At 56.2% G+C, this 26,868-nt stretch carries 17 protein-coding genes and 5 pseudogenes; 13 read left to right on the forward strand and 9 right to left on the reverse strand.

What is annotated here, in order from left to right; all coding sequences use genetic code 11:
- The first annotated feature begins 111 nt into the window (after positions 1-111).
- A complete protein-coding gene (locus ACZ89R_RS28525) occupies positions 112-1,035 on the forward strand; it encodes an OmpA family protein (protein ID WP_429547385.1) in 924 nt (307 codons plus the stop codon).
- 251 nt (positions 1,036-1,286) lie between these two features.
- Complete coding sequence (locus ACZ89R_RS28530) at positions 1,287-2,225, forward strand: OmpA family protein (protein ID WP_429547384.1); 939 nt, start codon at positions 1,287-1,289, stop codon at positions 2,223-2,225.
- Positions 2,226-2,414: 189 nt separating this feature from the next.
- Here ACZ89R_RS28530 and ACZ89R_RS28535 read toward each other — a convergent pair whose 3' ends face one another.
- The 4 genes from ACZ89R_RS28535 to ACZ89R_RS28550 all read right to left on the reverse strand — a co-directional run bounded on the left by ACZ89R_RS28535 (position 2,415) and on the right by ACZ89R_RS28550 (position 11,685).
- On the reverse strand, positions 2,415-6,029 hold the full coding sequence (locus ACZ89R_RS28535; protein ID WP_429547383.1) for a transporter substrate-binding domain-containing protein: 3,615 nt from the start codon (positions 6,027-6,029) through the stop codon (positions 2,415-2,417).
- A 234-nt stretch (positions 6,030-6,263) separates the two neighbouring features.
- Complete coding sequence (locus tag ACZ89R_RS28540) at positions 6,264-8,066, reverse strand: TolC family protein (protein WP_429547382.1); 1,803 nt, start codon at positions 8,064-8,066, stop codon at positions 6,264-6,266.
- A 2-nt stretch (positions 8,067-8,068) separates the two neighbouring features.
- A complete protein-coding gene (locus tag ACZ89R_RS28545) occupies positions 8,069-9,301 on the reverse strand; it encodes an HlyD family type I secretion periplasmic adaptor subunit (protein WP_429547381.1) in 1,233 nt (410 codons plus the stop codon).
- 8 nt (positions 9,302-9,309) lie between these two features.
- Positions 9,310-11,685, reverse strand: a complete 2,376-nt coding sequence (locus ACZ89R_RS28550; RefSeq protein WP_429547380.1) for a type I secretion system permease/ATPase — start codon at positions 11,683-11,685, stop codon at positions 9,310-9,312.
- A gap of 437 nt (positions 11,686-12,122) precedes the next feature.
- Between ACZ89R_RS28550 and ACZ89R_RS28555 the strand changes: the two genes are divergently transcribed.
- Positions 12,123-12,815, forward strand: a complete 693-nt coding sequence (locus ACZ89R_RS28555; protein WP_429547379.1) for a response regulator — start codon at positions 12,123-12,125, stop codon at positions 12,813-12,815.
- A gap of 44 nt (positions 12,816-12,859) precedes the next feature.
- Here ACZ89R_RS28555 and ACZ89R_RS28560 read toward each other — a convergent pair whose 3' ends face one another.
- Both ACZ89R_RS28560 and ACZ89R_RS28565 read right to left on the reverse strand, forming a co-directional pair.
- Complete coding sequence (locus ACZ89R_RS28560) at positions 12,860-13,252, reverse strand: cell wall hydrolase (protein ID WP_429547378.1); 393 nt, start codon at positions 13,250-13,252, stop codon at positions 12,860-12,862.
- 221 nt (positions 13,253-13,473) lie between these two features.
- Positions 13,474-14,109, reverse strand: coding sequence for a response regulator (locus ACZ89R_RS28565; RefSeq protein ID WP_429547377.1), 636 nt, complete (start codon positions 14,107-14,109; stop codon positions 13,474-13,476).
- Between the two features lie 1,206 nt (positions 14,110-15,315).
- On the opposite strand from ACZ89R_RS28565, the gene ACZ89R_RS28570 reads away from it, so the two are divergent.
- Together ACZ89R_RS28570 and ACZ89R_RS28575 are read left to right on the forward strand one after the other, a co-directional pair.
- On the forward strand, positions 15,316-15,594 hold the full coding sequence (locus ACZ89R_RS28570) for a helix-turn-helix domain-containing protein (protein WP_429547376.1): 279 nt from the start codon (positions 15,316-15,318) through the stop codon (positions 15,592-15,594).
- Between the two features lie 57 nt (positions 15,595-15,651).
- A pseudogene (locus ACZ89R_RS28575) lies at positions 15,652-16,774 on the forward strand (IS1182 family transposase); the annotation flags it as partial.
- Positions 16,775-16,879: 105 nt separating this feature from the next.
- Here the strand turns inward: ACZ89R_RS28575 and istB are convergent.
- Positions 16,880-17,635 (reverse strand): IS21-like element ISPsy14 family helper ATPase IstB, encoded by a 756-nt coding sequence (gene istB / locus ACZ89R_RS28580; RefSeq protein WP_429547375.1) that lies wholly within the window; start codon positions 17,633-17,635, stop codon positions 16,880-16,882.
- A gap of 20 nt (positions 17,636-17,655) precedes the next feature.
- Positions 17,656-19,170 carry an IS21 family transposase gene (istA, locus tag ACZ89R_RS28585; RefSeq protein ID WP_429547374.1) on the reverse strand — a complete coding sequence of 505 codons (1,515 nt, stop codon included), beginning with the start codon at positions 19,168-19,170 and terminating at the stop codon, positions 17,656-17,658.
- Positions 19,171-19,273: 103 nt separating this feature from the next.
- Here istA and ACZ89R_RS28590 point away from each other — a divergent pair.
- A pseudogene (locus ACZ89R_RS28590) lies at positions 19,274-19,455 on the forward strand (IS5/IS1182 family transposase); the annotation flags it as partial.
- 105 nt (positions 19,456-19,560) lie between these two features.
- Here ACZ89R_RS28590 and ACZ89R_RS28595 read toward each other — a convergent pair.
- On the reverse strand, positions 19,561-19,761 hold the full coding sequence (locus ACZ89R_RS28595; RefSeq protein WP_429547953.1) for a hypothetical protein: 201 nt from the start codon (positions 19,759-19,761) through the stop codon (positions 19,561-19,563).
- 344 nt (positions 19,762-20,105) lie between these two features.
- Here ACZ89R_RS28595 and ACZ89R_RS28600 point away from each other — a divergent pair, with 344 nt between their 5' ends.
- The 7 genes and pseudogenes from ACZ89R_RS28600 to ACZ89R_RS28630 all read left to right on the forward strand — a co-directional run bounded on the left by ACZ89R_RS28600 (position 20,106) and on the right by ACZ89R_RS28630 (position 26,648).
- Positions 20,106-22,844, forward strand: a complete 2,739-nt coding sequence (locus ACZ89R_RS28600) for a TcdA/TcdB catalytic glycosyltransferase domain-containing protein (protein WP_429547373.1) — start codon at positions 20,106-20,108, stop codon at positions 22,842-22,844.
- A 226-nt stretch (positions 22,845-23,070) separates the two neighbouring features.
- Entirely contained in the window at positions 23,071-24,300 is a 1,230-nt protein-coding gene (locus ACZ89R_RS28605) for an anthrax toxin-like adenylyl cyclase domain-containing protein (RefSeq protein ID WP_429547372.1), read from the forward strand.
- A gap of 148 nt (positions 24,301-24,448) precedes the next feature.
- Positions 24,449-24,763, forward strand: a pseudogene (locus ACZ89R_RS28610) (multinuclear nonheme iron-dependent oxidase); the annotation flags it as partial.
- A pseudogene (locus ACZ89R_RS28615) lies at positions 24,681-25,151 on the forward strand (DUF2063 domain-containing protein); the annotation flags it as partial. The pseudogenes ACZ89R_RS28610 and ACZ89R_RS28615, both read left to right, overlap by 83 nt.
- A gap of 50 nt (positions 25,152-25,201) precedes the next feature.
- Positions 25,202-25,618: pseudogene (locus tag ACZ89R_RS28620) on the forward strand (DoxX family protein); the annotation flags it as partial.
- 194 nt (positions 25,619-25,812) lie between these two features.
- Positions 25,813-26,421 (forward strand): RNA polymerase sigma factor, encoded by a 609-nt coding sequence (locus ACZ89R_RS28625; RefSeq protein ID WP_429547371.1) that lies wholly within the window; start codon positions 25,813-25,815, stop codon positions 26,419-26,421.
- Positions 26,415-26,648 carry an anti-sigma factor family protein gene (locus ACZ89R_RS28630; protein WP_429547370.1) on the forward strand — a complete coding sequence of 78 codons (234 nt, stop codon included), beginning with the start codon at positions 26,415-26,417 and terminating at the stop codon, positions 26,646-26,648. Before ACZ89R_RS28625 ends, ACZ89R_RS28630 begins: the two co-directional genes overlap by 7 nt.
- The last annotated feature ends 220 nt before the right edge of the window (positions 26,649-26,868 follow it).

Genomic DNA, 26,868 nt, shown 5'->3' on the forward strand with positions numbered 1-26,868 from the left:
GCGCAGGTCATGCCTGCGCACGGCTCACCGTGCCAAGCGGTTGGTTCGTTCCAGCCTCAATCCAATTTATAACGGCGGGCACCTCAGAGTGTTCGCGGTGGAGTCATGATCATGTTTAAACGTATTACTTTCCTTAACATTGCAGTACTGAGCGCGGCCTTGGCCAGTGCTCAGTTCGCCACAGCCGAGGAGTTCAAGCCCGGCAGTGTCTCCAGTAAGGTCTTCGGCGCTCAATACTCGCCAGTGGCACCGGTCGCCGACCGTCAGGTGCAAGTGGTTTATTACCGTGCCAGCGGCATGGGCACGCAGCAGGGCGCTGCCCACGTGTATGTGGACCGTGAGTTTCACGCCGGTCTGTTGCCGGGCGGTTACACCGCGTTTTGCGTGGCGCCGGGCAATCACAGCCTGGGTGCCTATGTGAAGGATGCGCCGCAGTACAAAGGCAAAAGCACTGATGTGTTTTCGGCCAACCTGGACGGCGGCAAGACTTACTTCCTGCGGGTCAATGAAGACGGTTACGGCGCGCCTCAGGCCATTACCCGCGCAGACGCCGAGCGTGAGCTGAGCGGTATGCGCATGCAGGTTCAGGCGCTGTCCCGCGCTTCGACCGTGCAGGCCTGTGGTTACCTGCCGATGGTGGCGCAACCGCAGTACAAGGACTATGCCTTGGCCGGCGACGTTCTGTTTGCTTTTGGCAAGTCGGGCTACCAGGACATCACCTTCCAGGGCCGCGAAGCGATCCGTCAGTTGGTGACCCAGCTCAAGCAGGAAAACGCCAACCTTGACCGCGTCGAAGTGGTCGGCCACACCGATCCGATCGGTTCGCAGGCGAGCAATCACCTGCTGGGCCTCAAGCGTGCGCAAACCGTGCGTCGCATGTTGCTTGAGGGTGGCTTGCCTGCATCGGCGGTCAGCGCCAGCAGTGCCGGTTCCGATCAGCCTGTGACCAACGGCTGCTACGGTTCTCGCTCCGAGCAGATCGCTTGCTATGCCGAGGATCGTCGTGTGGTGGTGCGGGTCGACACCCAACGTTGATGCTTCCCGGGGAGGTTGGTGCTCCTCCCTGTTTTTACCCGACGCAATGGCTGCGTCGGGTTTTTTTTGCCTGTTTTTCGACTGCCCCGCTTTCATTATTTTGTAGGCGATTTCTGAGACGGGTCTTATATCGTCCGGAGTTGTGCGCTCAGATAATGACGGCTCGAGCGGTGTGCCGCGAACGGCAACCCCATGGTGTTTGATTTGATTTTCCAGGCGCCCCAATGACCGGCGCTGGCGATGGTACCCAGATGACTCTTATGCGAAACATGAATCGAGCTGCGCTGCTGACAGGCTTCACGTTACTGTCCGCTCATCCTGCGCTTGCGCAAGAACCCAAGGCCGGTCAGGTCGCCGGGCGGGTGTTCTATGCCGCTTACGTGGGGGTGCCGCCGGTGGCGGTCGATCAGGCACAAGTGGTGTATTACCGGCACAAGTACGGCGTACAGCGGAAAGGCGCGGCCCATGTGTACATCGACCGCGAGTTCCACACTGGCCTGTTGCCGGGCGGTTTCACCAGCTTCTGCCTAGCCCCGGGTAGTCACACCCTAGGCGCTTATCTGGACGATGCCCCGACCTACAACGGCAAGAATAACGACCTTTATCTGGCTAACCTGGAAGGTGGGCAAACCTACTACCTGAAGGTGCGTGAGGACGGTAATACCTTCCCCATGCCGATCAAACGCGAAGAGGCTGAACGTGAGTTGAAGGCCACACGCTCCCAGATGCACACGCTCTCCCGTGCTGCGAATGTCGAGACCTGCCGTTACTACGAGTATTTGAAGGACGATGCGCGCTTCAAGCATTACACCCTGGCCAGCGACGTGCTATTTGCTTATGGCAAGTCCGATTACCGTGACATCAGCGCCGCTGGGCGCAACGCCATCGGCCAGTTGCTGGGTGAGTTGCAGCGCGATGATGCGCAGATCAAGCATGTCCAGGTGACCGGCCACACCGACCAGTTCGGCACGGTGTTCGACAATCAGCTGCTAGGCGAGCGACGGGCCAACACGGTACGCCAGATGCTGATCGACGGCGGCATTGCTGAATCGATCCTCAGCACCGGAAGCGCCGGCAGCCGCGAACCAGTGGTTCACACCTGCTATGGCCCGCGGACTGAACAGATCAGTTGTTATGCGCCGAATCGCCGAGTGGCCATACGCGTAGAGCTTAATCGCGTCAATCCATAAAGAACTGATCAGTCTGCGAGAATCGCTGCTTCTTGCTTTTTTACCCGTCGTGCTTGAACCCCAGGAGCGACGGTTTTTTTTTGCCTGTATTTGGCCTGCCTCGTGGATATACGCGATTGTCGATGTAGATACCCGAGCATTTGTGATGGCGGTGTCTGGGATCAACGATATCCAAACACCCAGTTGTCGCTAAAGATCTTCCAGCAACCGCTCCTCCAATGCTTGCATGGCGCTTAACAGCATCTTGGCCTGTGCATCACACGAAGACGCATTTGCCTGAAACCCCAGCGACTCCAGCTGCACGCAGGCCTCGATAAGGTCCCGGGCGTCGGCCAGTTGGGCACCGCCCTTGATCTTGTGGGCCAGGCCGATGATTTTTTCGAAGTCGTTGTTGAGCACCAGTTGCTCGAGCCGGGCACCGTCCTCGCGGTTGGTACGGATGAGTTCATCCACCAAAGGCGCATATGCTTCGGGCGCCAGCACTCTGAGTTTTTGCAGCTCGCCGCCGGTGGTTCGGGCGGAATTGGCCCTGCGTTCGATTTGGGCCGAGACCGTGCCGATGTGTTCGGTCAGGGCTTCGATACCTATGGGTTTGAACAGACATTGGGTCATGCCGGCATCAAGGCAATCCTGAATGATCTGCGACTGCGCATTGGCGGTGAGGCCGAAGATCGGGTGGGCTCCTTCGGCTCGGGCCTGTTCGATGCGGCGCATCTGGCGGGTCAGTTCATATCCATCCATGCGTGGCATGTTGCAGTCGGTGATGGTCAGGTCGAACGGTGGGTCGGCCTGTTTCCATTGCGCCAGCGCGGCTTCGCCATCATCACAGGGCATGGCGCAGTGGCCGAGGTATTCGATCTGCTGGCAGAGCAGCAGACGATTGGGTGCATGGTCTTCGACCACCAGAATATTCAGAACTCGGCCCGATTGCGCAGGGGCTTGGGGAGCTGCCGGGGCCAGGTCTTGTCGGGTGCGCTCGGCGGCGAATTCCAGTTTGAAGCATGAGCCCTTGCCGGGCTGGCTGTCGACACTCAGTCGGGCATCGAGCAACTGAGCCAGACGAGTGCAAATGCTCAGACCCAGCCCGGTACTTCTGCCGGCGCTGGCGTTTTGCGCGACCTGAACAAACGGCTCGAAAACGGCTTTTTTCTGACGTTCGGTCAAACCACTACCGGAATCGCGAACCTCGATCGAGTAGCGCCCCAAGCCTGACTTGGCGTCATCGGGCAACTGCTTCAATGACAGTTCGACAAAACCTTGCTGAGTAAACTTGATGGCGTTGCTGATCAGGTTGGCGATGATCTGGTTGAGCATCAACGCGTCGATAATCACCTGTTGATCACTCGCCTCGATCACCAGATCAAACGTCAGGTGTTTGTTTTTTGCGTTGATCTCGAACAGCTTGTGGACGGAATGCAGCAGCTCATTGAGTTTTGTCGGCCGAGGCGATGGGACCATGGCGCCGGCTTCGATTTTCGACAGGTCCAAAATGTCACCAATCAACGACAACAACGACTGCGCGGACTGATGGGCCACCGCCAGGTTTTCATCGATCTGCTGCGGACTGCCACCGCGTACGCGGAGCATTTCGATCAGGCCGATCAGGGCGCTGATCGGCGTGCGGATTTCATGGCTCATGCTCGCCAGGAAAATCGATTTGGACTCGTTGGCCTCATCGGCGGCTTCCTTGGCCAGGCGTAGCTGTTCCATCAATTGCTCACGTTCGCTGATGTCCAGCCAGCCGCCGATCACACCGGAAAATTCGCCCGTGCTGCTCTGGAAGGGCAGGGTCCAGTGATAAATGCGGTGTGGCTGGCCTTTCACTTCGATTTCTAGGTCGGCGAACGTTGGTTTTCCATGCCGCTCGGTGTCCCGATAGATCTGCTGGTACTGGCGGCTCAATTCCGGCGAGATGACGCCGGCATCGAGCAATGTCTTTCCAATAACTTCTTCCTGGGTCGTCTGTAAAAACCCCAGATAGGCCCGGTTGCAATGAGCCAGACGGCCGGCCTTGTCTCGTACATAAAGTGCAATGGGCGAGCCATCGATCAGGGTTTTGCTGAAGGTCAGCTGGTCACTGAGGGCCAACTCGGCGCTGCGTCGTTTTTTGATCTGGATTTGCAGGTAATAATTCCAGACAAGAAACGCCAGGACGAATGCAATGGCTACGCCGATGACTTTATAAACGTCGTCCTTATAGGTGCTCCAGGAACTGGAAACGGCAGGGGCAGCGTGATTGCGCCAGCGATCGCTCAGGGTCTTGAATTCTTCGGGCGGGATGCCCAGCAGCACCTTGTTGATGATGCTTTTGAGGATCATGTCGTCGGTAGCGACCGCCATCGCGATACGCCCGGGATAGGGGCCGATCACTGCGGCAATCTTCAGGTCCTGCTGGAAATGGTGCTTGATGAAATAATCGGCACCAAACCGGGTATGCACGCTGGCGCCCACGTCACCCTTGGAGAGCAGTTCGATGCCACGCACTGCCGTGGCGACTGGAACCTGAATGATATCGGGATGGTGTTGTGCGAGCCAATTGGAAAGCGGATTGCCGGCAGGGATGGCCAGGCGCTTGTCTTTGAGTTCTTCAAGACTGCGAATAGTGGCCCCTGAGCTCCGGGTCACCACGACGAACGGGCTGATGAGGTAAGGCCGGGTGTATTGCTCGGGGTCCAGCCGCAAGTCGCCGATGCTTAATGCCGCGATGAGATCTGCCTGTTTGTCCTGAAGCTGCTTGAGCATGTTGGGGATGCTGTTGCTGCGAATGATTTCAAGCTCTAGGCCAGTGCGTTGCCGGACGATTTTCAACAAGTCCGCGCTCAGGCCTTGGAGTCGGTCATGGTCATCAAAAAACGTCAGGGGGGCGTAGGAACCGGCTACCAATACCCTGATCTTTCGATGGGCTGCGAGCCAGGCGGTCTCGGCCGCATCCAGGTTCAGTGGCGGTTCGTCGACGACGAAATTGTTGCTCAGCCCCCAGCGCGTGGTGATCCGCATCATGTCGGTGGGAGATATCGCGTCCAGGGTGGTGTTGATCGCCGCCAATAACTGCGGTTTGCGATCACTGACGGCAAAGTTGATATTGGCCGAGGTGGAGAGGGCGTCGCCAGCAATATAAACGTCGTTGCTGTAAAGCAGCCTGATCAGGAATTCGGCGGTGATGGCATCAGTCCAGAGGGCATCCGCTTGGTCATACACCAGCGAGGTCAGACTATTCAAGTGGTTGGAGTGCCGGATCAGTGTCGCGTGTGGATATTGTTTGTGTAAAAGGGTGCCAACCGAGTCATCACCGACGTAGGCCAGACGCTGCCCCCGCAGATCCTGAGAGGGCAACAGGGTTTCGCCAATGCGCCGGACAATGACTTTGCGGTTCAACAGATAGGGCCTGGACTGGGTGATAGCACCGTCCTGTCCTTCACTCACGTCATGTAGCGCGAGCATGTCGACCTGACCTTGCTCGAGCGCCTCTCTGGCCTTGGCGCGGGTCGCGAAGCGCCAGATGTTCAAGCGCAATCCTGTGGTTTCGCGTATCACACCTAGGTAATCCGCCGCGACACCTTCGAACTTGCTTTGCTCGAATCCCATGTGCAGCGGCGGTAACGCCCCCCTCCAAATGGCCACGGTAACTTGCGGGTGGGTGTCGAGCCAGGCGCGGGTTTGCGTATCGAAGGTGACTTTTGGCGCGGTGATCGGGGCGTTGACCAGCAGTTCGGTCGGCTCCGGTGGCTGGGCGTGCAGGTTCGCTGTCAGCAGCAACAGCAGCAGGCCCAGCGGCCAGGCGAATGAGGTGCGAAGAGTTTTCAAGGCGGTTCAGTTCCGTTGAGAGCACTAATAATCAGGACGCGGTGGGACAGTCCTGGCGGATCATAGGCGTCACGAAGATGAATTTAACAATCTTGTGCGCCCTTGTCCCGAATCGCTCACATAGACGTCCCTTCTCGAGTCCAAAGGGGGAATGGCCGGCTAAACGCTGCGCTGCCGTCGGTTAGCTACATCTTGGGACACTACCAACTGGCAACTCGGAATGCGGCACCGCGATCATTTGCCTGTGTGCAACCAACGGGCCAACGTACCGGCCCCGGCGTATTGACGCAGAATTGCCTGATAACCGTCAAAGCGGTTGTTGATCTCGCTGACCTGATTACTGTAGTGCTCGCTTTCGGCGCTCAGCACATCGAGCAGTGTACGCCGGCCCAAATGGTGCCATTGCTGAAAGAAGTCTTCGCGGATACGACCCGACTCCACAGACAGGTCACGGTAAAGTTCAGATCGCTCCAGCAGGGTTCGAGCGTCGTGATCGGCGGTGCGGATACGAAACTCCAGGTCGCGACGCTGTTGATCGGTTTCGTAGCGGCTGGCTTCGGCCCGTTGCAGCGCGGCACGTTCGGCGGCGCGGGTTGAACCACCACGAAATGCTCCCCAGGTCATCGACAGGTTGGTCTGCCATGCCTGTTCGCGGCCCAGAGAATCTTCGGCGGTGCTCTTGCTGACCACCCAGTTCAATTGCGGCAGCCCGCCTGCACGTACGGCCTTGGCTTGCAATTCGGCGGACTTCGCTTCGGCGGTACCCTGGCGGATGGTCGGATGCTCCTTGGCGTCTTCGAGCAGCAGGTCGAGGTTCGCCAGCCGGATGTTCCACTCTTTGGTCCGTGGGATTGGCACCGGACGTTCGCCCACCAGTTTGCGCAGGGTGATTTCGGCGTCACGAGCCTTGGCATTGGCTGAGTCGCGCAAGGCTTGTGCCTGAAGCAGGCGTGCCTTGGCCTGGGTCAATTCGCTGGAGCGTCCCTTGTCCACGGCGACAATGCCGGCAAGCATTTTGACCAAATCTTCCATGCGGTCGGCGAACTGTTGGCTAAGGTCGACGATGATGCGTTGTTTGCCCAACTCGATCATGGTGGTGACCACTTCGTAGCCCAGTGTTTCCTTTTCGGCGTTAAGGCTTTCGTCGGCCGCCTGCGACAGGTGCTTGCGACTGTCAATGGAGTTTCGTATACGGCCCCAATCGTACACTGACGTGGTGACGGCCAGGTTGATGCCACCGCTACCTGACTCTGTATCGGAGCCTTTGCCGAATTTTACGGGCGAGGTCTGAGTGCTCAGATCCACTTGCGGCCAGCGCTGTCCTTTGGCTTCGTCGATATCTTCCTGGGCGGCCTGTTGTTCGGCCTTGGCCCGAAAAATCGCCGGGGCACGATCAATGGCTGCATCTACGGCGCGATTGAATACCTGGCGTAACTCGGCTTCAGACGGCCCGGAGATGGCGTTGCCTTCACCGCGTCGGGCGGCCAAACGCGGTGGCAGTGCCGCCAACGACAACGCTGAAACGCTGTGAACTTGCTGTTCGGCCGCCTGCGCTGCATTCGATGCACGGGTGAATGCTGGTGTATCAGCCGTACTGACCGGCTGGCCGGTGCCTGTCGGTGGTGTAGCGGTTGGGCGCGCCGGTGTGATTGTCCTGGCTGCTGCAGTGGATGTGCTTGGCTCGAACGTGAGCAATTCATTGGTTTTTTTGCTGACAGTTGCAGCCGTGGCGGGCCTCGCTGTGGAGGTTGGGCTTCTTTCGGGTTTAAGTGGGCGCGCAACATCCGCGGCCGGTACCTGGCTGAACGAAGGCAGATCGGCGTCGTTGTTGAGGACTGTCACGCGCCGTTGCGCCGTCACCGGAGTGGCAGATGACTTTTTTACCGGTGTCACGTCCCGCTCCGGCGGCGTGGCGCGAGTAAAGCTCGGCAGCTCGTCAGCGATGGCAAGGTTGGCGCTCAGGCCGCCGAACAGGCAGAAGGAGACCAGCCAGGCGGCAGGGGCCAGTTGAATGCGATGATGTTTCGAGAGTTTCATGCTTATCGCTCCCGAAAAGCTTCACGTGCCTTGAGCACGGGCTTGAGCAGGTAATCGAGAATGGTCTTTTCACCGGTGCGCACTTCAACCGAGGCGACCATCCCGGGGATGATCGGCAATGACTGGCCGCCCGCTTCCAGAGTGCTGCTGTCGGTCAAGACCAAGACCCGGTAATAGGTGTCATCCGGGCGTCCGGCTGCGGCTTTTTGATCATCTTTGAGGGTGTCGGGGCTGATGTGTTCGACGTGGCCCTTGAGCCCACCGTAAATGGCGTAGTCGTAGGCGGTGATTTTGACCGTCGCTGGCAAGCCGGGACGCAGGAACGCCACATCGGCCGGGCGGATTTTGCCTTCGACCAGCAACTGGTCTTCCAGGGGCACGATTTCCAGAATGTGTTCGCCAGGCTGAATCACCCCGCCGCGAGTGTTGACGCGTACGTTCTTCACAGTGCCGCGCACCGGCGCATTGATGGTGGTGCGTTCGACTACGTCTGCACGGCCCACCAGGTTTTCGGTAGTTTGCGATAGCTCCAGTTCGAACTTGGCCAGTTCCGAGTTGGCCTCGGCCTGATAGCGATTAATCCGCTCCACTATCTGCGATTTGATTTCGTTGGCCGAACGGCGCATGCGCAGGATTTCGACTTCGGACATCAGGCCCTTGGCCGCCAGGGGTTCAGCCAGTTGAATCTCGCGGGCCGACAGGGCATAGCTGCGCTGCAATGCGCCTATGCTTTCATCCAACGCATTCTTGCGCGCCTTGTAGGCTTGCTGTTCCTGCTGCACCACTGCCGGGTCGGTCATGACCATCTCGTCGAACTCCAGCGGCTGCTGGTAGGCTTCGGCGCGCAGGCGGGTGATGCTTGCCTTCAGGCCGATCACCTTGGACAAGGTTTCTCTGTAGCTGGCCTGGGCGCGGGTCGGATCGATCTTGAGCAGCACCTGACCCTTCTCCACAACATCGCCTTCGCGCACATTCATTTCGGCGAGAATGCCGCCCTCCAGGCTTTGGATGACCTGTTCACGGCTCTTTGAAATAATCTTGGCCTCTCCCAGCGTGATCTCTTCGACACGAGCGAAATAGGCCCAGACCAACCCGCCGATCAGCACGGCGGCAATGAGCTGGAGAATCAGCCGGGAACCAGGGGTGGTTTGCGCCAGCAGCGACTCCTGAACATCATTCATGAACGCGGCATCGCCGGGCATCAGGGGGGAGGCGGACTCGCCGCGTCCAAACATTTTTTTGATCATTGCTCAGTCACCGCAGGTTGTGCCGAGGTTGTCGCAGGCTCGGTCGGAGCGTCGTTTTCAGTGGCGGACGCAGGCGTTGCGCCGCGTTGAGGGGGGACCGGACGAGCCGGGCCGATCTTCACGCTGGCACGAGGTTTGGCAGACGTAGAGGCGGTGGTTTTCTCCGCGTTCCTGGTGGTATTGCCATTCAGGGCTTCGAGGATCTTGTCCTTGGGGCCGTCGGCGGTGACCTTGCCGTCGTCAACGATAATGATCCGGTCGACTAGCGAGAGCAGGGACGGTCGGTGGGTTACCACCACCAGGGTCTGGCCTTCGGTGGCGCGCTTGAGGTGCTCGAGAAACTGCACCTCAGTCTGGCCGTCCATCGCGCTGGTGGGTTCATCCAGCAACAGCAGGCTGGGACGTGCCAGCAGGCTGCGAGCCAGAGAAACCAGTTGGCGCTGGCCGCCCGACAAACCTTCCCCCATTTCACCAATAGGCAGGTTGATGCCCTTGGGATGACGCCCCGCGACATGGTCCAGACCCGTCAGGCGTAGTACCCGCAGGAATTCTTCGGCTGTGGCTTCAGGCCGACCGATCATGACGTTTTCCCGCAGCGAACCGTAGAACAGGCGTGCGTCCTGGCCGACATAACCGACCGCTTTACGCCAGTCCGCCGGGTCGATCTGACTAACGTCCAGACCATCGGTGAACATCTGGCCTTCAACCGGCAGATAAAGGCGCGCCATGACCCGCAGCAGGGTGGATTTGCCGCTGCCGATGCGGCCCAGAATCGCCACACGCTCACCAGGCTTGATCGACAGATTGATGCCTTGCAGCACGGGTGGGTTGGGCTGCATCGGTGGGGCCGGATAAGCGAACCCGACATCCTTGAGGTTGAGCTGGCCGCTGATGGTTGGCTTGGCCAGGTACTCTCGAGTGACGTCGCGATCGACCGGCATCGCCATCAAGCCGTTGAGTGAACTCAACGCCGCTTTGGCCTGTTGGTAGCGCAAAGCCAGACCGACGACCTGGCTCAGCGGGGCGGTAGCGCGACCGGCGAGCATTACCGTGGCGATCAATGCGCCCATGGTCAGGTCTCCGGCATCGATCAGGTAAACGCCAATGACGATCAGCGCGACAGTCTGGATTTGCTGAAAGAAAGCGACGGAACCGGAAGCCATGCTGGACAGCTCGCGGGATTTCATCGACGTGCTGGCGGCCAGCGCACTGAAGGTTTCCCAGCGACGCTGCATATAGGCTTCACCGCCGATGGCCTTAAGGGTTTCCAGACCTTCTATGGACTCGATCAACACCCCTTGCTTGAGGGAAGACTCACGCAGGTTTTCCTTCATGGTGCGTGCAAGCGGCCATTGGATCGCCACGCTGATGATCAGAATCAATGGGATCAACAGCAGCGGTACCCAACCCAACGGGCCGCCCACGGCAAAAATCACACCCACGAACAGCAGCACGAATGGCAGGTCGGAAATGGTTGCAAGGGTGGCCGAGGTGGCGAAGTCTCGAACCGATTCGAACTCACGCAACTGGTTGGCGAACGAGCCGGAGGAGGCGGGTTTGTGCTCCATCTGGATCGACAGGGCTTGGCGAAACAACATCGTGCCCAACACCAGGTCGGCTTTCTTCCCCGCGAGGTCGAGCAAGTGCGCTCGTACATAACGAGCGATGGCCTCGAACACCATAGCTACAATCACACCGATCGCCAGCGACCAGAGCGTGATAAAGGCCTGGTTCGGCACAACGCGGTCGTAGACGTTCATGGTGAAGAAAATACTGGCCAGGGCCAGCACGTTGATCAGGACTGCGCCAATCGCCGCGCTGCGGTAATAGCGGCGATAGCGCCACAGTGTGGAGAACAGCCAGTGGCCGGCGGCTTGCGGCGTTTCATCCCCTGCGCGCATGTCGACTTTGGCTTTGGGCTTCATGAGAATGGCGAAGCCGGTATACAACTCGTCCATGTCGGCTTGGCCGATCTCTACCGCCTCATCGCTGATCTCGGGCAGGATCAATTGGTACAGGCAGGCACGTTTGTCCTCGGCATCGGGGTCGGGGCGATACCCCAGCAAAATGCAGCCACCCCGGTCTTTGCGCAGCAGAATGATTGGCATCAGCTGTTTGGGTAAAGCCCGCACAGGACGCTCTACCATTCCGGCGCTCAGGCCGGCGTTGGTCAGACTGCGCATGGCTAGCGACGGCGTCAGCAGTCCGACCTTAGGCAGTCCCGCTGTCAGGACCTGAGACGATTTGCCCAGATTGTAGTGATCGCAGATCCACGAAACGCTCTGCAAAAGAGTGTCTTGGATCTGTGTTTGAGGCGCAGGCATTGCCTGTGCGTCCACGCTTGAATCGACAGGCGCGCTATGAATAGCCATCAGATTTAGTCCTGGGCTGGGCTCGCCTGATGGCGAGCTTATCGGCATGTTTGCGGAGGGTGGACGCTTGGGTAAACGGTATTAACGAGGTGTCAAACGTCTCCCTAACCATTGGGATAATTCTGACGAGGCAGCGGACATGTGTGAACGAGACTTGTCCCAAAAGCCCCGCAGCAGGCACTGATCGCCAGCAAAGGATGACGCGATACAGACGTTTTCGAGAGAACCGCCCATAGGTGGGAATCGCTGTTTAACTCTTTGAGGCGCTGAACCGGATTCGATCAATTAAAAGTAGTCGAATGACTTCTTGTAATCGGGTGCATAGCCAAAACTTTTTGAGGTTTTCTTTCAATCCGCACATAGGATAAGGTGCTACGAGAGGTACAAATCTTGTAGGAAATTTCCGAGCCTATTGTCAGCGTTATGGAGTCCTGAAAATGAAGTGGTCGGTTGTTTCACCTCTGCGGATTGTTCTACTCGATGATCACGCCTTAATTCGGGAAGCGTTGAAAGTCCGACTGTCCACCGAGTCGGATTTCAAGGTGGTCGGGGTGTATTCGGGAAGCGCCGAATTGCTTGAAGTGCTACGCAGTGAGAAGGCCGATCTGCTGATCCTCGATTACCAATTGAGCGATGGCGAGCTGGATGGCTTGAGGTTGATTCAGTTGTTACGCAGCCATTATCCGGAGCTGCGAATTCTGATTTTCTCTTCCGTGGAACGACCGGCGACGGTCAATATGGCCATCCGTGCCGGCGCCAACGGTTTTTTCGGGAAATCTCAGGAAACCGAAGAACTGATTCGTGCGATTCGGACCGTGGCGCTGGACCGTTTGTACCTTTCGCCCTCCATGGCCGCCGAACTGGACTCGACGCCTAAAATGTCAACGGTGATAGCTCAAGAAGGAGGCGCCGTGGAGGCTGACACGCTGGTGAACTATCCGGCGCTGTCGCCCAAGGAGCGTGAGGTGTTGCGCTGCTGTCTGGACGGAATGTCAGTTTCTCAGATTGCGATCAAATTCCTGCGCAGCCGCAAGACCATCAGCGGGCAGAAGCAGGCCGCATTGCGCAAGCTGAATGTACGCACGGACACTGAGTTATTTAAATTGCATCTGGACCTTAAGGACATTTAAGCCGGTCGGGCGTTTGTACTGATGAGCTTTGGGTGATTGCGGACTCAGAAGGACTGCGATTGCTTGTCTTGGGTATAGAAGATGTGACTGCCGATGCGAACGGTCTTCTCCAGCGATAGGCTCCAGATCGGCTGGAGCCGGTGGGCATGGAAATGCGTGGCGCCTAGGGTAATGTCCTGATGATGGCCATTGATGACGCCTTTGGCGATCTCCTGGGCTTTTTTCCAGGCTTTGGGGTCTTGGGGGGTATGGTCACGTTTTGAATGCGTCCAGGAAAATTGCCCGTGTTCATAGACGACCTGACAAACATTATCCGACTCCCATTCCGCGCGGTTCATTGTCACCATCGCAATAGCGACCTGGCCATTTCGGGGTTCTCCGCGAGCCTCATGATAGATATTCAAGGCTAGGCAGACGAGTGCGCTGCTAGGTGACATTGATATGTTCTCCAGGTTTTCTTTAGCATCCGAACTGATGTTGCTGGTACCGGCTCCAGGTCACTGCCCTACCGTTCGTTGAGTCTGTCGGGAGGACGATCAGCGCTCTATAGGATTTGTCTGGTTTACCTTTTGAGGTAAAAGTCGGGTTTAATAAAGGGCGATTGAGATCAGGCCGTCTCACTGAATTAACTTGCGGATTCATTACAAGTATCACGCCATCAATGCTCGGCCAGTCCGTTACGCTTTGCCAGATCATAAAGATCCAGCAATGTACTGGCATTCAACTTTACCAACAGACGGGTTTTGTAAGTGCTTATTGTCTTGCTGCTCAGTAACATACGTTCGGCTATCTGTTTGTTACTCAGTCCTTGAGCCAATTGTTGTAATACTCTCAATTCGCGAGTGGAAAGTGCTTTTAGAAGCTCTTCTTCTCCATCTTGACTCCCATCACAACGGGTAAGACAAAAAGCCCGCTCAGGGAAATAACTATATCCGCTACTTACTGCTCGGATGGCATTGATTAGTTCGCACAAATCGTCCTGCTTGTTCACGAAGCCGTGAGCGCCAGCTTTCATGCAGCGTATTGCTATGTGGTCTGATTCCTGGGCGGTCAATACGATGATCTTTACCGGTATGCGTAGCGTTGCCAGGCGGCTGATTACCGTCAATCCGTCAATTTTAGGCAATCCTATGTCGAGAATCAGTGTCCCAGGCTGAAGCTCAGGAATGAGATTCAGCGCATCGGCGCCATTTTCTGCTTCTCCAACAATCTGATAGCCCTCACCCTCCAGCAAAAAGCGGACGGTCATGCGGATTGCTGGATGGTCGTCGACGATTACAACCTGATTGTTCATGGTGGGGGCCATTGGGAAAATTAATGTGGGCAATTCTTCACCGATAACCCTGGCCTTAGCAATTCATAGTTATATTTTTGAGACAAATCTCGAGTGGTCCAAGTGTGCAGTTGTAGGCTTGGCGAAGAAGTTTTTCTATTATTATGTGCAGGGTAAGTTGGCTGTCTGGGTTAATTAGTTTGTTTTTTTGCAGTCGATTGTTTGTCTGCTCTTTATGTTGGTCTGTATGTGCGTAACTTGTAGGGTGAAACCACCTTGCAAAATACGGGTAGAGGGCTCGGGGTATAGGTTTTCACCAAAATTCACGCTCCACTGCCGAGCCCAATAATTCAGGGGTATTGCCGTTTTCTAATTGTTAGAAGAAGTCCATTTTTTTGCTGCGCAAGGGTAGGTAGCTAACAGTATATGGCAAACCGTTGCATCAACCGGTTGAAGCCACAGCCAAAAGCGGACACAGATGGACGCATCCATCTGTGCAGATTAAGCTCGCGTCACCTGAGACATCGACTACCTGGCAACCGGAGTTTGGAATACAAGGACTGTGACATTTGCCTCCCATGGCGGTGAACCGGCCGCAGGGTCTGTTGGAGTCAACAAACACCCACAGCGCAATCCAGACATTGATCCCGATCGATGGAAGCATGAACCCTTCATCATAGCTGGAGCCCCGATTTGCGCGGCTACTCTCCCTGCAGTCCACCTGGACCTGCGTCGCCGAGCTACTCGACTGCCCTCCCCGCGAAGTGCTGTTTCACTTCTGCAATCTCACACGTAAACCCAGCGAGATAAGTCCCGCTGCAGGGTGGCATCGGGACGCTGACAATAGATACTTCGCCAGCCATGACGGACGCACTGTGCGGTTGTTGATCCCGCTATAGTTCATGTCCGTTTGTAATGGGTACAGCGGTTGTTCCCCGCTTTCACCTGCAAAACGACACGGCTATCGAAACTGCGCTATGCCCTAATGTGGCGCTCGGCGCTGGTCTGGCACTGCACTCCGCGACCCTGCACGGTAACTCACCCAATCGGGCGAGCAGAAACGGGACGTTATCGTCATCCAGTTTGGATTGTGTTCATCGACGCTTCGTTGCCAGGCGGACGAAACCTTGTCCGTATCGACTCGAGAAGACCTTCCGGTCTTCTACCGGGACAATGTAGGGGAGCGTGTTAGCGCGTGAGAACCAGCAGTTCGTTTAAGGGACCAGTATGCCGATAGAAATTAAGCTGGACGTGATGCTGGCGATGCGTAAGGTCAAGTCCAAGGATCTCGCGTCAGCAATTGGAATTACGGAGCAGAACCTTTCTTTGCTTAAACAGGGAAAGGTTAAGGGTATACGACTAGCGACCCTAGAAGCGATCTGCGCTTTCCTAGATTGCCAGCCTGCGGACCTGCTGCAAGATCATCCCCCGTGGCAGAGTAGTTTTTCCAAGTCTCGCAGACATTTCTACTTTTTAAGAGGCCAGCAATCGGTCCAGCGTGTGTAAAAACGCCTTCGCGAACACTTGCTATGATTTCTGAGGATTTCATCGCAGGGCTCGCCCATGAAGCGCTTCATCCAAGGTGAACATCGAGGCCAAGGCACCTTACTTCCCGAGAGCCTCGACGACTACGTCAGCGATACCAATCCGGTGCGCGTAGTCGACGTCTTTGTCGACGAACTTGACCTGGTCAATCTGGGTTTTTAAGGTGCTATTCGCGCCGATACTGGCGGGCCTGCTTACCATCCCGCGATCCTCCGGAAGATCTACATCTACGGCGATCCCAACCGCATTCAGTCGAGCCGGCGTCTGGAGCGAGAAGCCCAGCGTAACGTCGAATTGATGTGGCTAACCGGGCGTTTGATACCGGACTTCAAGACCATCGCCAACTTCCGAAAAGACAATAGCAAGGCCATCCGAGGCGTCTGTCGTCAGTTCGTGGTGCTGTGTCGGCAGTTGGGACTGGCAGCAAATTCAAAGCAGTCAACAACCGTGACCGCAATTTCACCAGCGCCAAACTGAAGCGGCGGAGGGAGAAGTTGAATCGAGCATCAACCGTTACCTGACGGCACTCGATGCTGCCGATGGCAAGAACCAACAGCTTCCGAGCCCAGTGCCGTACGGCGCGAGGAGAAGATCGCCAAGCTCAAATCTCAAATGAAAGAGCTTCAGACAATCGAAATCCAGCTCAATGAATCGCCGGATAAACAGGTATCACTGATCGATCCAGCCAGCCGCTCCATGATGACGCGCGGCACGGTAATCGTCGGCTACAACGTGCAGACAGCGGTCGATACTCAGCACCATTTGATCGTTGCCCACGAGGTGATTAACGTCGGTTCCGACCGCGATCAACTCAGCTCGATGGCTAAGCAGGCTCGCGAGGCGAGGGCGTCAGATACGTTGTCGGTAGTGGCTTGACCGAGGTTACTTCAAAAGCGAACAGATCCTGGCTTGTCACGATGCAGGCATCACCGCCTATGTGCCCAAGCCGATGACCTCTGGAGCCGAGGCTGACGGGCGTTTCAATAACGATGCCTTCATCTATGACGCGGCAAAAAAAGAATACATTTACCCGGCTGGAGAGTCGCTAATCTGGCACTATTCCTACGTTGAAAAAGGCCTGAAGTTGCACCGTTACCGGAGTTCGAAATGCCAGGGCTGCGCGTTGAAATTGCAGTGCACACTGCGCATTCCACGCCATCCGGCCACTCAGCCCACCAACATCCGGCCACCTGTTCCACGCTCATCCGGCCGGGCAGTCGGAGCGCAGCGACGCAGGTTTGCATTGTTAGTCTGAAGTCCCTGCCGTCGTCAATTTCGTTGCGCGCCTGCGCATCGATTCGCCCTTCAGTTCGATTCGATAAGCGTTGTGCACCAGCCGGTCGAGGATCGCATCGCCCAAGGTCGGATCGCCGATCAGTGCATGCCATTTGTCCACCGGCATTTGGCTGGTCACCAGCGTCGAGCGGTTGCCGTAACGGTCGTCCAGCAGTTCAAGCATGTCGCGCCGTTGCGCAGCGGTAAACGGCGCCAAGCCCCAGTCGTCCAGGATCAGCAAGTCGGTCTTGGCATAACCCGCCATCAGTTTCGCGAAGCGGCCGTCGCCGTGGGCCAGGCCTAGTTCTTCCATCAAGCGCGGCAAGCGCAGATAACGCACGCTGTAACCGTCGCGGCAGGCCTTGTGGGCCAGCGCGCAGGCGAGCCAGGTTTTGCCTACGCCAGTCGGGCCGCCGATGATCAGGTTCAGGCCGTCGCGTAGCCATTGGCCGCTGCCCAGTTGCAAGATCAGTGACTTGTCCAGGCCACGTGGGCTGCGGTAGTCGATGTCTTCGAGGCAGGCGTTATGGCGCAGACGTGCGGCTTTGAGGCGAGTAGTTAGGCGTGCATCTTCGCGCTCGGTCAGCTCGCGGTCGACCATCAGGCCGAGGCGTTCGTCAAAGCTGAGATCGTTGATGTCAGGCGTTGCGTGTTGTTCGCCAAGCGCCTTGATCATGCCGTGCAGGCGCAGGGTTTGCAGCTTGTCCAGGGTCGGGTTGGGTAGCATTTCAAAGCTCCTTTTTCAGGTCAGTGGTAGTAGCCAGGGCCGCGCAGATTGATATGTTCTTCGGGCAGTAACGGCAGGTTTTGCTGGGCAAGAGGCAGCCGTTCCAGCCCTTGGCGCAGGATCGATTCCAAGCTTTTGTAGCTGCACGCGCCCAGTGCCAGCGCACGTTGGCAAGCGGCTTCCAGGCGCTCTTCGCCGTGCTGTTTGCTCAGGCGCAGGATCCCCAGGCAGGCGCGGAAGCCGTGCTGCGGATGGATTCGGCGTTCGAGGATATGAGCGATGACACCGGCCGTATTCGGCCCGGTCTGCTCAGCCCAGTGGATCAGTCGCTGCGGCGTCCATTCGGCATGTTCGCGGTGACTTTTGGGCATGTGCTCGGTTTGGGTGGTGTGGCGGCCTTTGTGCGGCGAGCGCAGATGGCTGGCCACCCGCTGGTTGGCGTGGAAGCACTCGACGGTCTTAGCGGTTAGCCGCACTTCGAGTTGGTGCTTCACCAGCTGGTACGGCACCGAGTAGTAATGGCCGTCGACCTCGACGTGGTAGTCGATGTGCACCCGCACCTTTTTCCATTCGGCGTAGACATACGGATGTTCTGGTAGCGGTTGCAGTGCGGGTTGGTCGATGGTCTCGAAGGCCGAGCGGCGTGAGCCGGGCAGCTTCTTGAAGGGCTTCTGATTGAGGCGATCCAGCAGCAGCGCGATGGCTGTGTTGAGTTCGCCCAAGGAGAAGAACTGGCGGTTGCGCAGCACCGCCAGGATCCACCGCTCGACTACCTGTACGCCGACTTCAACCTTGGCTTTGTCCTTGGGTTTACGCGAGCGCGCGGGCAGCACGGCTACGCCGTAATGCTCGGCGAGATCGCGGTAACTGGGGTTGATATCCGGCTCGTAGCGATGCGCCTTGGTGACGCCGCTGCGCAGATTGTCCGGTACCAGGATCTGCGATATACCGCCGAGAAAGGCGAAGCAGCGTACGTGCGGGCCCAGCCAGTCGGGCAGTTTCTGCGACCAGGTGGCCTCGGCGAAGGTGTAGCTGGACGCGCCGAGGACGGCGACGAATATCTGCGTCTGGCGGATCTCGCCGGTTCGCCGATCAATGACCGGCACGGTCTGGCCAGCGTAATCGACAAACAGCTTTTCGCCCGCACGGTGCTCCTGGCGCATGACCACGTCGACCTTGGCGGCCCAGAGGCGGTAGTGCTCGCAGAACCAGCTGTATTGGAAGCCTTGCGGATGGGCGAGTCGGTACTCTTGCCAGAGCAGGGCCAACGTTACGCCGGGGCGGCGTAGTTCGGCATGAGCCCATGCCCAGTCGGGTATTGGACGTTGATCGCTGGGGACGGCAGGCGGAGGTGGAAAAAGTCGCCGTTGCAACTCGACGTCCGTTAGCGCAGAGGGCCAAGTCAGCCCGCTGGCAGCAAAACGATTGAGGTACTCACCGACGCTGGCTCGTCCTACTTGCAAGCTGACAGCGACCTGCCGGGCAGATAGGCCGACCTCGAATTTGAGACGTAGCACTTCTCGAATCTTACGCATGGATAACCGCTCCACGACGACCTCTCTGCTTCGATAAAAGTGGTAGTGAATTAATCCTGCGTTGCTGCCTGCCTTAAGGGTGGCCGGATGGCCGTGGAATCCGCAGTGCACACCGAGCACGGAACGACGAGTTCGGCGCTGGGAGCATGAAGCCGTATTGGAGGAGATGCAGCTTCGGCTGAGCAGGCGCCAGAGATGATGCGAGTCCGAAAACGGACGATTGAGCATTCCTTCGGGACGCTCAAACAATGGATGGGTGCGACGCACTTCCTGACGCGAAAGCTGACCGCTAAAAATCTAATGAATATCTACGCCGACCAGCCCTGAAATAGACATTAAGTCAGTCGGAGTTGAAGGGGATGGTCTTCCATCAGCAAGATGCACAGGTTCTCATTGAAGACGGTGGGGGGATGCTTCTCCTTCGAAACCTCCAACGCACTGATCAATTTCGATCTTAATCAAAAGAATTTCAATCCAAGTGAAAAGCCATGGCGCCTGCTGCACGCCGATGGCGTTGCGGGTGATCAGCAAAACCATGGAGATTTTCAGAAATGCGGTGCAGATCAGCAGCAGGGGTACCGCTTCGTTCAAACATTACCAATATGCAACGCAAGTTCTGGTTGTTAGATCCATGCAGCAGGCTGGGCAGCACTTGCACGAGCTATTGCGTCAGCCGCAACCAACCGTACAGTCCCAAACCCCATTGTTGGTCGAGACAGCGGTTGTCGTCGAATCCATTATAAAACCGATAAAATCGTAAGTCGGCAGGGCTGCGTCTTGTGACAATGCATAAGAATATTTATGGCCTAATCTTATTAAGTTAAGGGGTGAAGCCATGGATGTTTAGCGAACCGCATTGAGTAAATGAACAAGAGTCTGCTGAGATGCTATTTAATTTCTCCGACTGCTCAATACTTGGATTCAAGGAGTTTTCAATGGCTATCCAGAATATCCCTGTTTCGTCTCAACAAGCACTCTATTCAGCTTCTGGCATTGACGCATCTCAGGCACCCAAAGCTTTTTCCGAAGTTTACCCCAAAAGTGAATTCACGGCGGTTGATCCCAATATTCATATGGTTTGGGTGGGCTCTCGGCCCCGCGAAAAGCAGCAGGAATACCTGCGGCAATGGGCGGAGAAAAATCCGGGCAGTGAGATAAGATTGTGGGTAGATTCCACGCAGTTCGATGCTTTCACCACCAACCAGGCCGTCCGGGAAGAAGCCAAGAAGGTATGTCCGGTGTATCCGTTCGAGAAGCCGTTGCGTGGTCTTTTTAGCCAACTCAAGATCACATTGGGTAATCCGGGCGCAGTTCTGAACTTCGCGGCTCAAAAACAGGCCTTGAGTGAACTGAACAAAGAACTGTCGACTAACGAGTTCTGGAAAGAGAAGGTGCTGCCCACCCTAGTGACCGTACAGAATGCAGAACCAGTCCTGGCTACGTTTCAGCGAGTGTTTCCGGAATATCAGTCCGAGGAGACGTTGCCTAGTCTGTTCAGAAAACTCGAGACCACACTTGATGACCAAAAAAAAACTTTGAGCGATCTGAACGAAAAATTATCGTCTGCGGCTAATGAGTCCTGGAAAGAGAAGGTGCTGCCCACCAAAGTGACCGCACAGGGTGCAGAGGAGGCCTTGACTGCGTTCCAGCGAGTGTTTCCGGACTATCAGTCTAAGGAACCGTTACCTAGTCTGTTCAGAGAACTCGAGACCACACTTGGGACCACGCATTATGGCCAAGAAAAAATTTTGAGTAAACTGAACGAAGAGCTGTCGTCCCAGGCTAATGAGTTCTGGAAAGAGAAGGTGCTGCCCACCCAAGTGACTGTACATAATGCGGGACCAGCCCTGGCTGCGTTCCAGCGAGTATTTCCGGAGTATCAGTCTGAGGAACCGTTGCCTAGTCTGTTCAAAAAACTCGAGGCCGCACTTGGTGGTCGAGAAAAAATTTTGAGTGAGCTGAACGAAAAGCTATCGTCTGCGGCTAATGAGTCCTGGAAAGTGAAGGTGCTGCCCAGCAAAGTGACCGCACAGAACGGAAGGCAGACCATGGCGATGTTCGCGCATCACACCGGTGCCCATGAAGAAAGGTTCTTTCAGGCTGAGCGGATGATACTAGACCAGACCGTCAAGTCCTGGGACCGATGTGTCAGTAATCCGCCTCGTGATGTCGCGACGTTGAGGGCATTGCAGGAGCAATTCCGCGATATCAAGAATGTCGAGATTTGTGACTTGAGCAATCCCAGCGATATCCAGCTCAAGAACAAGGACGCCTATCAACACGAAATCATCGGTCGTAATGGCGCTTACCCGGCAGCTTCCGATATTGCTCGCTACGAAATACTGCACGTTCACGGTGGCGTATACGCTGATATCGATCTGGAGTGCATGCAGCCACTCAGCGGTGCGCTGCAAGCGCATCCGAATCTGATGTTGGTGGGCTTGGCGGAGGGCAAGAATGAGGCCAGCGGTAGTGCCACGCCCTATTTTGCCAACGCGTTGCTGGCCAGCCACCCAGGCAGCAAAATGCTTTCTGACTTCATCGACAAGATCGGTGAGGATTACCAGACTCTGAAGGGTAATGAATTCGGAGGCGATCGTTATTTCAGCCGCCCCAACAAATACACGATCGAAGCCACCGGCCCCAACGGCTTGCGCGGTCACGTCGATACCGTAATTCGTCAGGCACAGGAGCAGCCAGAATCGATGCGCAACGATGTTCTGTCTCTGTCGGAGCGTATCTGGGACCAGAGTCAGCCGAAGAACAAAGACTTTTGGTCATCGATGGAATCGCATTTCAAGTTCCCGGACAACTTAGTGAACTTCGAAACCGAGGAGCAAGAGAACAGTGCGACCAAAACCATGGGCGGTGTAGTCCCGTTGACGGCAGCCTCGGGCCATGATGGTGCAACCTTCAAAGTTTTATTGCAAACAACTGGAGGGGTGGTAGCGGCAAATGCGGGCGTTCGCTCAAATGAGGTCGTGACGACTGAAAGGGTTGCCGCTCTTATTCTGGAGAAGATCCAGGAGAAACGGCAACCCGATAAGCCAATGATCATCTTCATCGCCGGACCTTCGGCATCCGGGAAGTCTGCACTAACCAAAGCCTTGGAGAAAGCAGAGTTGAAGTTCGAGTCGGTCAAGACTGACCATTTCCTGAAGTCGTTCTCAGAGCTGAGTAAGAATCCCGCCAATCGCGGTTCAGTGGAAGAGTGGTCTGTGGTTCATGGGCACGCAGATTCGTTCGACAGTGAGTTAGCGGCCCGAGTGCTGCAGGAACTTTCGAGCGGAAAGGGCTCCAGCTATAATTTGCCGAGCAATTATCGCGAGGGGGTGATGATTGGAGGTTATCCACGTGGTGAGCGTGATCCCAACGGGCCACACAAGGAAATCAAGGTGCCCGCTGGTGATACTTATCTGATTGAAGGTATCTCTACGCCACACTTGGTCAAGGATGCGTCCCATGTGTTGGTGCGTCTCGATTGTGAGTTCGAAGAAACTGTAGATAGGCGTGCTAAACGTAAGCTTGATGAGGCGATTCCGGAGGACGTCAAGTATCTTGAAGATAAAGGTCAGTATGACGCATTCGAGCAGGCGATGGGCCGGCTGGAAATAGTACCTGATCTTCATCTTAGCTCAACCAGGATGACCCCGGGGCGTTTTCTGTTGTTTTAATCATGCAGTGGTGGGTTGACGTTTCCTGCCTTGAACAAAGTGCCGTTGGGGCTAACTTGCCCTGGTACTTTAGTTCTACCGGCATGAACGGATTTCTGATCGGCTATATGAGTATTGATTGTGATGGTCGATAGCACCTGATGTGGCTATTAGTTGATCTTCAGGGGATGAAAGTTTTCTGCTGATGGTCAGGTTTGTGTTTCTTGATTTTTTTGGGGGTGTGTGGATGAACGGTTTGTCGCTCAATAACATTCAACCCAGTGGACTCAGTCTTGAATCGCTAAACAAGGCAATTCAGAGCCAGACGATTCCAGGTGGCGCCAAAAACACGGCATCTGATTTGTTTCAGGTTATCGATAAGGTTCGGCATCGGACAGGAATTGTGACCAGTCACTTGGTGCCCTTGCAGGGTGTAGCGAAACAGCACAACTGCATTATTGGTATTCGTCCGGTTGAAACCGTGGCGACAGGGCTGATCGAAGAGGGCCACCCCACCAAGGACTTTCATATCAAAGGCAAGAGCGCCAACTGGGGACCCCAAGCCGGGATGATCTGTGTCGATCAGGCATTCAGCAAATTGGAGGGCTGTCTAACGTCCGATCCGGCGCGTATCGAGAAATTCAATGGGCAAACTCGCCAGTGCATCAAGGACGGTCATGCCGTTGCCATTCCCCTGACGATTTCCAAAGAGCGCATGGGTATGCTGCTGGCCAGTGATCACATTACTGACATGCGGCTTGCGGATGCAGAGGGTGTGATCAGGTTCAGTGCAAAAGCCCCCAGCGGCGGACTGTATAAGTTCGAGGTCACGCCCCAGTCCGGTGCGGTCGAGGGTCTGTACCTGGTCAGCCAAGAGGGACAGCCGCTGGAAGTCCTGGGGAAAGAGCAGGGGGGCAAGGCGCTGACGGCCGACTATGACCTGCATCTGATCGGACCGCATTTGAGCGACTTGGGGCCGCAAGACAATCTCCCAGTGCCTGATGTCGCACATAGTGTGTTCAAAGCTCGTATCAACGGTTATAGCGGCCGGGTAACAGACTCGTTCCCTAAGAACCTGGCTCAGGAACTGCGCCAGGATTATGCAAGCGCCGCCAGTTTTTACAGGAGGGAAGATCCCGACATTGGCAATGCCACGAGCCGTATCGCCGAGATGATTCCGGTGATCAATGCGGTCCTGGTCGGCGGGGGCGAACGGGTAGTTCACCACAACGCGGACTCGGGCAGCCCAGCCGCCGATGCCGCTGCCAACTATCCTGCCACTTTCTTTTTGCCCGCCAGACTGGGGGATTTTGATGAAATTTGTGTGATCGAGAACCGTCAGCAAATGGCCGACCTGATCCTGCAAGCGAAGAACAGCGGTTACCATATTCCGTTAAACCCGTTATGGGAGCCGGAAGTGACCAGCGTCAAGCGTGCAGACTTCACTCTTGCTCAGGCTAGTATCAATCGCGCTTGATGACTGATCCTGGTTGATCCTGGTTGATCCATGGTGAGCCAGGGCCGTTTTCAAATCCCAACTTCCGACAGTTTTTTCTGGTACTCGGAAAACGCCAATAAGGCACTCCATAAAAATTACATTTTAGAGGTGGGGATCTTTGGCTATTGAACGAGCCCCCTTGGCCTACATCGATGCCTTGCCGCTTCACGCCGTGGGTGAGATTCATCTGGCAGGGTTTGCCGAAGACACCGATAGCCTCGGCAACCGACTGCTGATCGACGATCACGGCACGCCCATCGACAACGCGGTCTGGGCCTTATATCGACAGGTGCTGGAGCGAGTCGGGCCGATCGCCACACTCATCGAGCGCGACAATCAATTGCCGACCTTTAGCATGCTTCGAACTGGCCGCCAGCGTGCCGTATCTGGCGGATATCGCACGGCTGGAGCGCTGGCGGGTCAGTGCCTATCACGTTGCTGATGTGCCGCCACTGAACCGTGAACAGATCGCTGCCGTGCTGTCGGCCCCGAGCGTTCTGAATGAACTGCACATTGGGTTTCATCCCTCCCTGGGCCTTTTGAATTCAGCCTTCGCGGTGGTCGCAATCTGGGCTGCTCACCAGCAGGGCGCAACGCTGGCGGGCATCGATCCATACAAAGGACAAAACGCGCTGGTATTGCGTAACGGACTGGAGGTCGAGATCTTTGACATCGGGGACGGTGCCTGCGCATTCATCCATTACCTGCTAAATGGCCAATCCCTGACTCAGGCGCTGGAGACAGCACCGATATTCGATCTCAGCCAAACCCTCGCCCCGTTGATCCGCCACAACGCCATCACCCACTTACACCTCAAGGTATCGCCATGAACAATCCCGTCTCCCGCGCCATCACCTTGCTAGGCATGATTCCCTAGAGCCTGACTGCTTTTATCGCACGATTCTCCATTGCGGCCGTGTTCTGGAAGTCCGGGCAGACCAAGATCGAGGACCTGGCCATTGACTTGTTCTACGGGACGTTTCAGATGGGCTTACCATGTCTGGCGGATTCAACCATCCCGTTGTTCAAGAGTGAGTATCAAGTGCCATTGTTGTCTGCGGAGGCCGCAGCTCACATGGCCGCGTTCGCCGAACATTTCTTCCCGGCACTGATCCTGATTGGCTTCGGTACACGGTTTTCAGCATTGGCACTGCTGGGCATGACCCTGACCATTCAGTTGTTCGTGTACCCCGACGCTTATCCGACCCACGGCACCTGGGCCGCGGTGCTGCTGTACTTGATGGCTACCGGGCCTGGCAAGCTGTCGATCGATAAACTGATTGCCCGGCGCTATGCCTGCTTATGCGATAATTTCAGTAAAGAATGCTCCTATCCTCTTACCCAAAAAAACTGGTGTTTCAAGACTAGTCCTAAAGTTACGGCGCAGGTGTCAGCAGTACTATCTGGTTCCTTATCTCACTGCCCTTGACGGTATTACTGTGCTCTTAATTTTGATAATGACTGACGCTGCTCAAACGGTGTGGCATACACATGAATAATGACGCCAAACTGGTCAAGCGCCTGTTGGCGGGCGAATCTCAGGCTTACAAGGAACTCGTCAGCACTTATCAGAGCGCCATGCGGGCTGTGGCCTACGCTATCGTAGGCGCGAGAGGCGCCGATGATGTAGTGCAGGATGCCTGGTTGTCAGTGGTGCGTAATCTGGCAGGGTTTCAAGGCCGCTCAAGCCTCAAGACCTGGCTGCTGACCATCACCGCCAACTCGGCCAAAAGTCGCTACAAGCAGAACCGTCGGGAAGTGTTGCTTGATGATTTGCCGTCACCTCATGGCAGTATCGATGATGATCGTTTTTCGCCCGGCGATGGACATTGGCTGCTGGCGCCATTCGCCTGGCATCAAGACACGCCTGAAGCGCTGCTAACCGAAAACGAGTTGCGTCAATGCCTGGAGCGCACGTTGCAGTGCTTGCCGCAATTGCAAAGCGGTGTGTTGCTGCTGCGAGAGCGCCAGGGGATGGAACTGGAAGAGATCTGTATTCTTCTGGACATTTCGCTCTCCAACGTCAGTGTACTGCTGCATAGGGCACGGTTGAAGGTCTTTGCGACCGTAGAACATTTTGAGGAAACCGGTGAATGCTGACTTGTAAAGAACAAGTGGCGCGGTCAAGTGACTATCTCGATGGGCAGTTGAGCCTTCGGGAGAACTTGATGGTGCGGCACCATTTGATTTTTTGTCCCAATTGCCGACGGTTCATTCGACAGATGCGCCTGATGCAAGCAACGCTACGCGCCATGCCGGAGGACAGCGTGCCGGACGTCGATACACTCCCCGAGCGCCTCGCTGCCGAACGTCGTGAGGACCAGTGATACAGGTTCAAGACTCGCCGAACCGGAATCAAAAAACACAGTGGCGGGGTAAAAATCATCTACAGCCTAATCTCATGGATGCGAAAAAAAGACCGGTTACACAGTACAAAAAAACACGGTACACCTCATCCCTGAGGCAGTTCGATCTTCACCCATTGCGCCAGAGCCGGTATTTAAAGTTTGTCTCGAAAGCGCGAGGGCAACCTGTTGCAGCTGGCGA

This window comes from Pseudomonas sp. TE3728 (assembly GCF_056279145.1).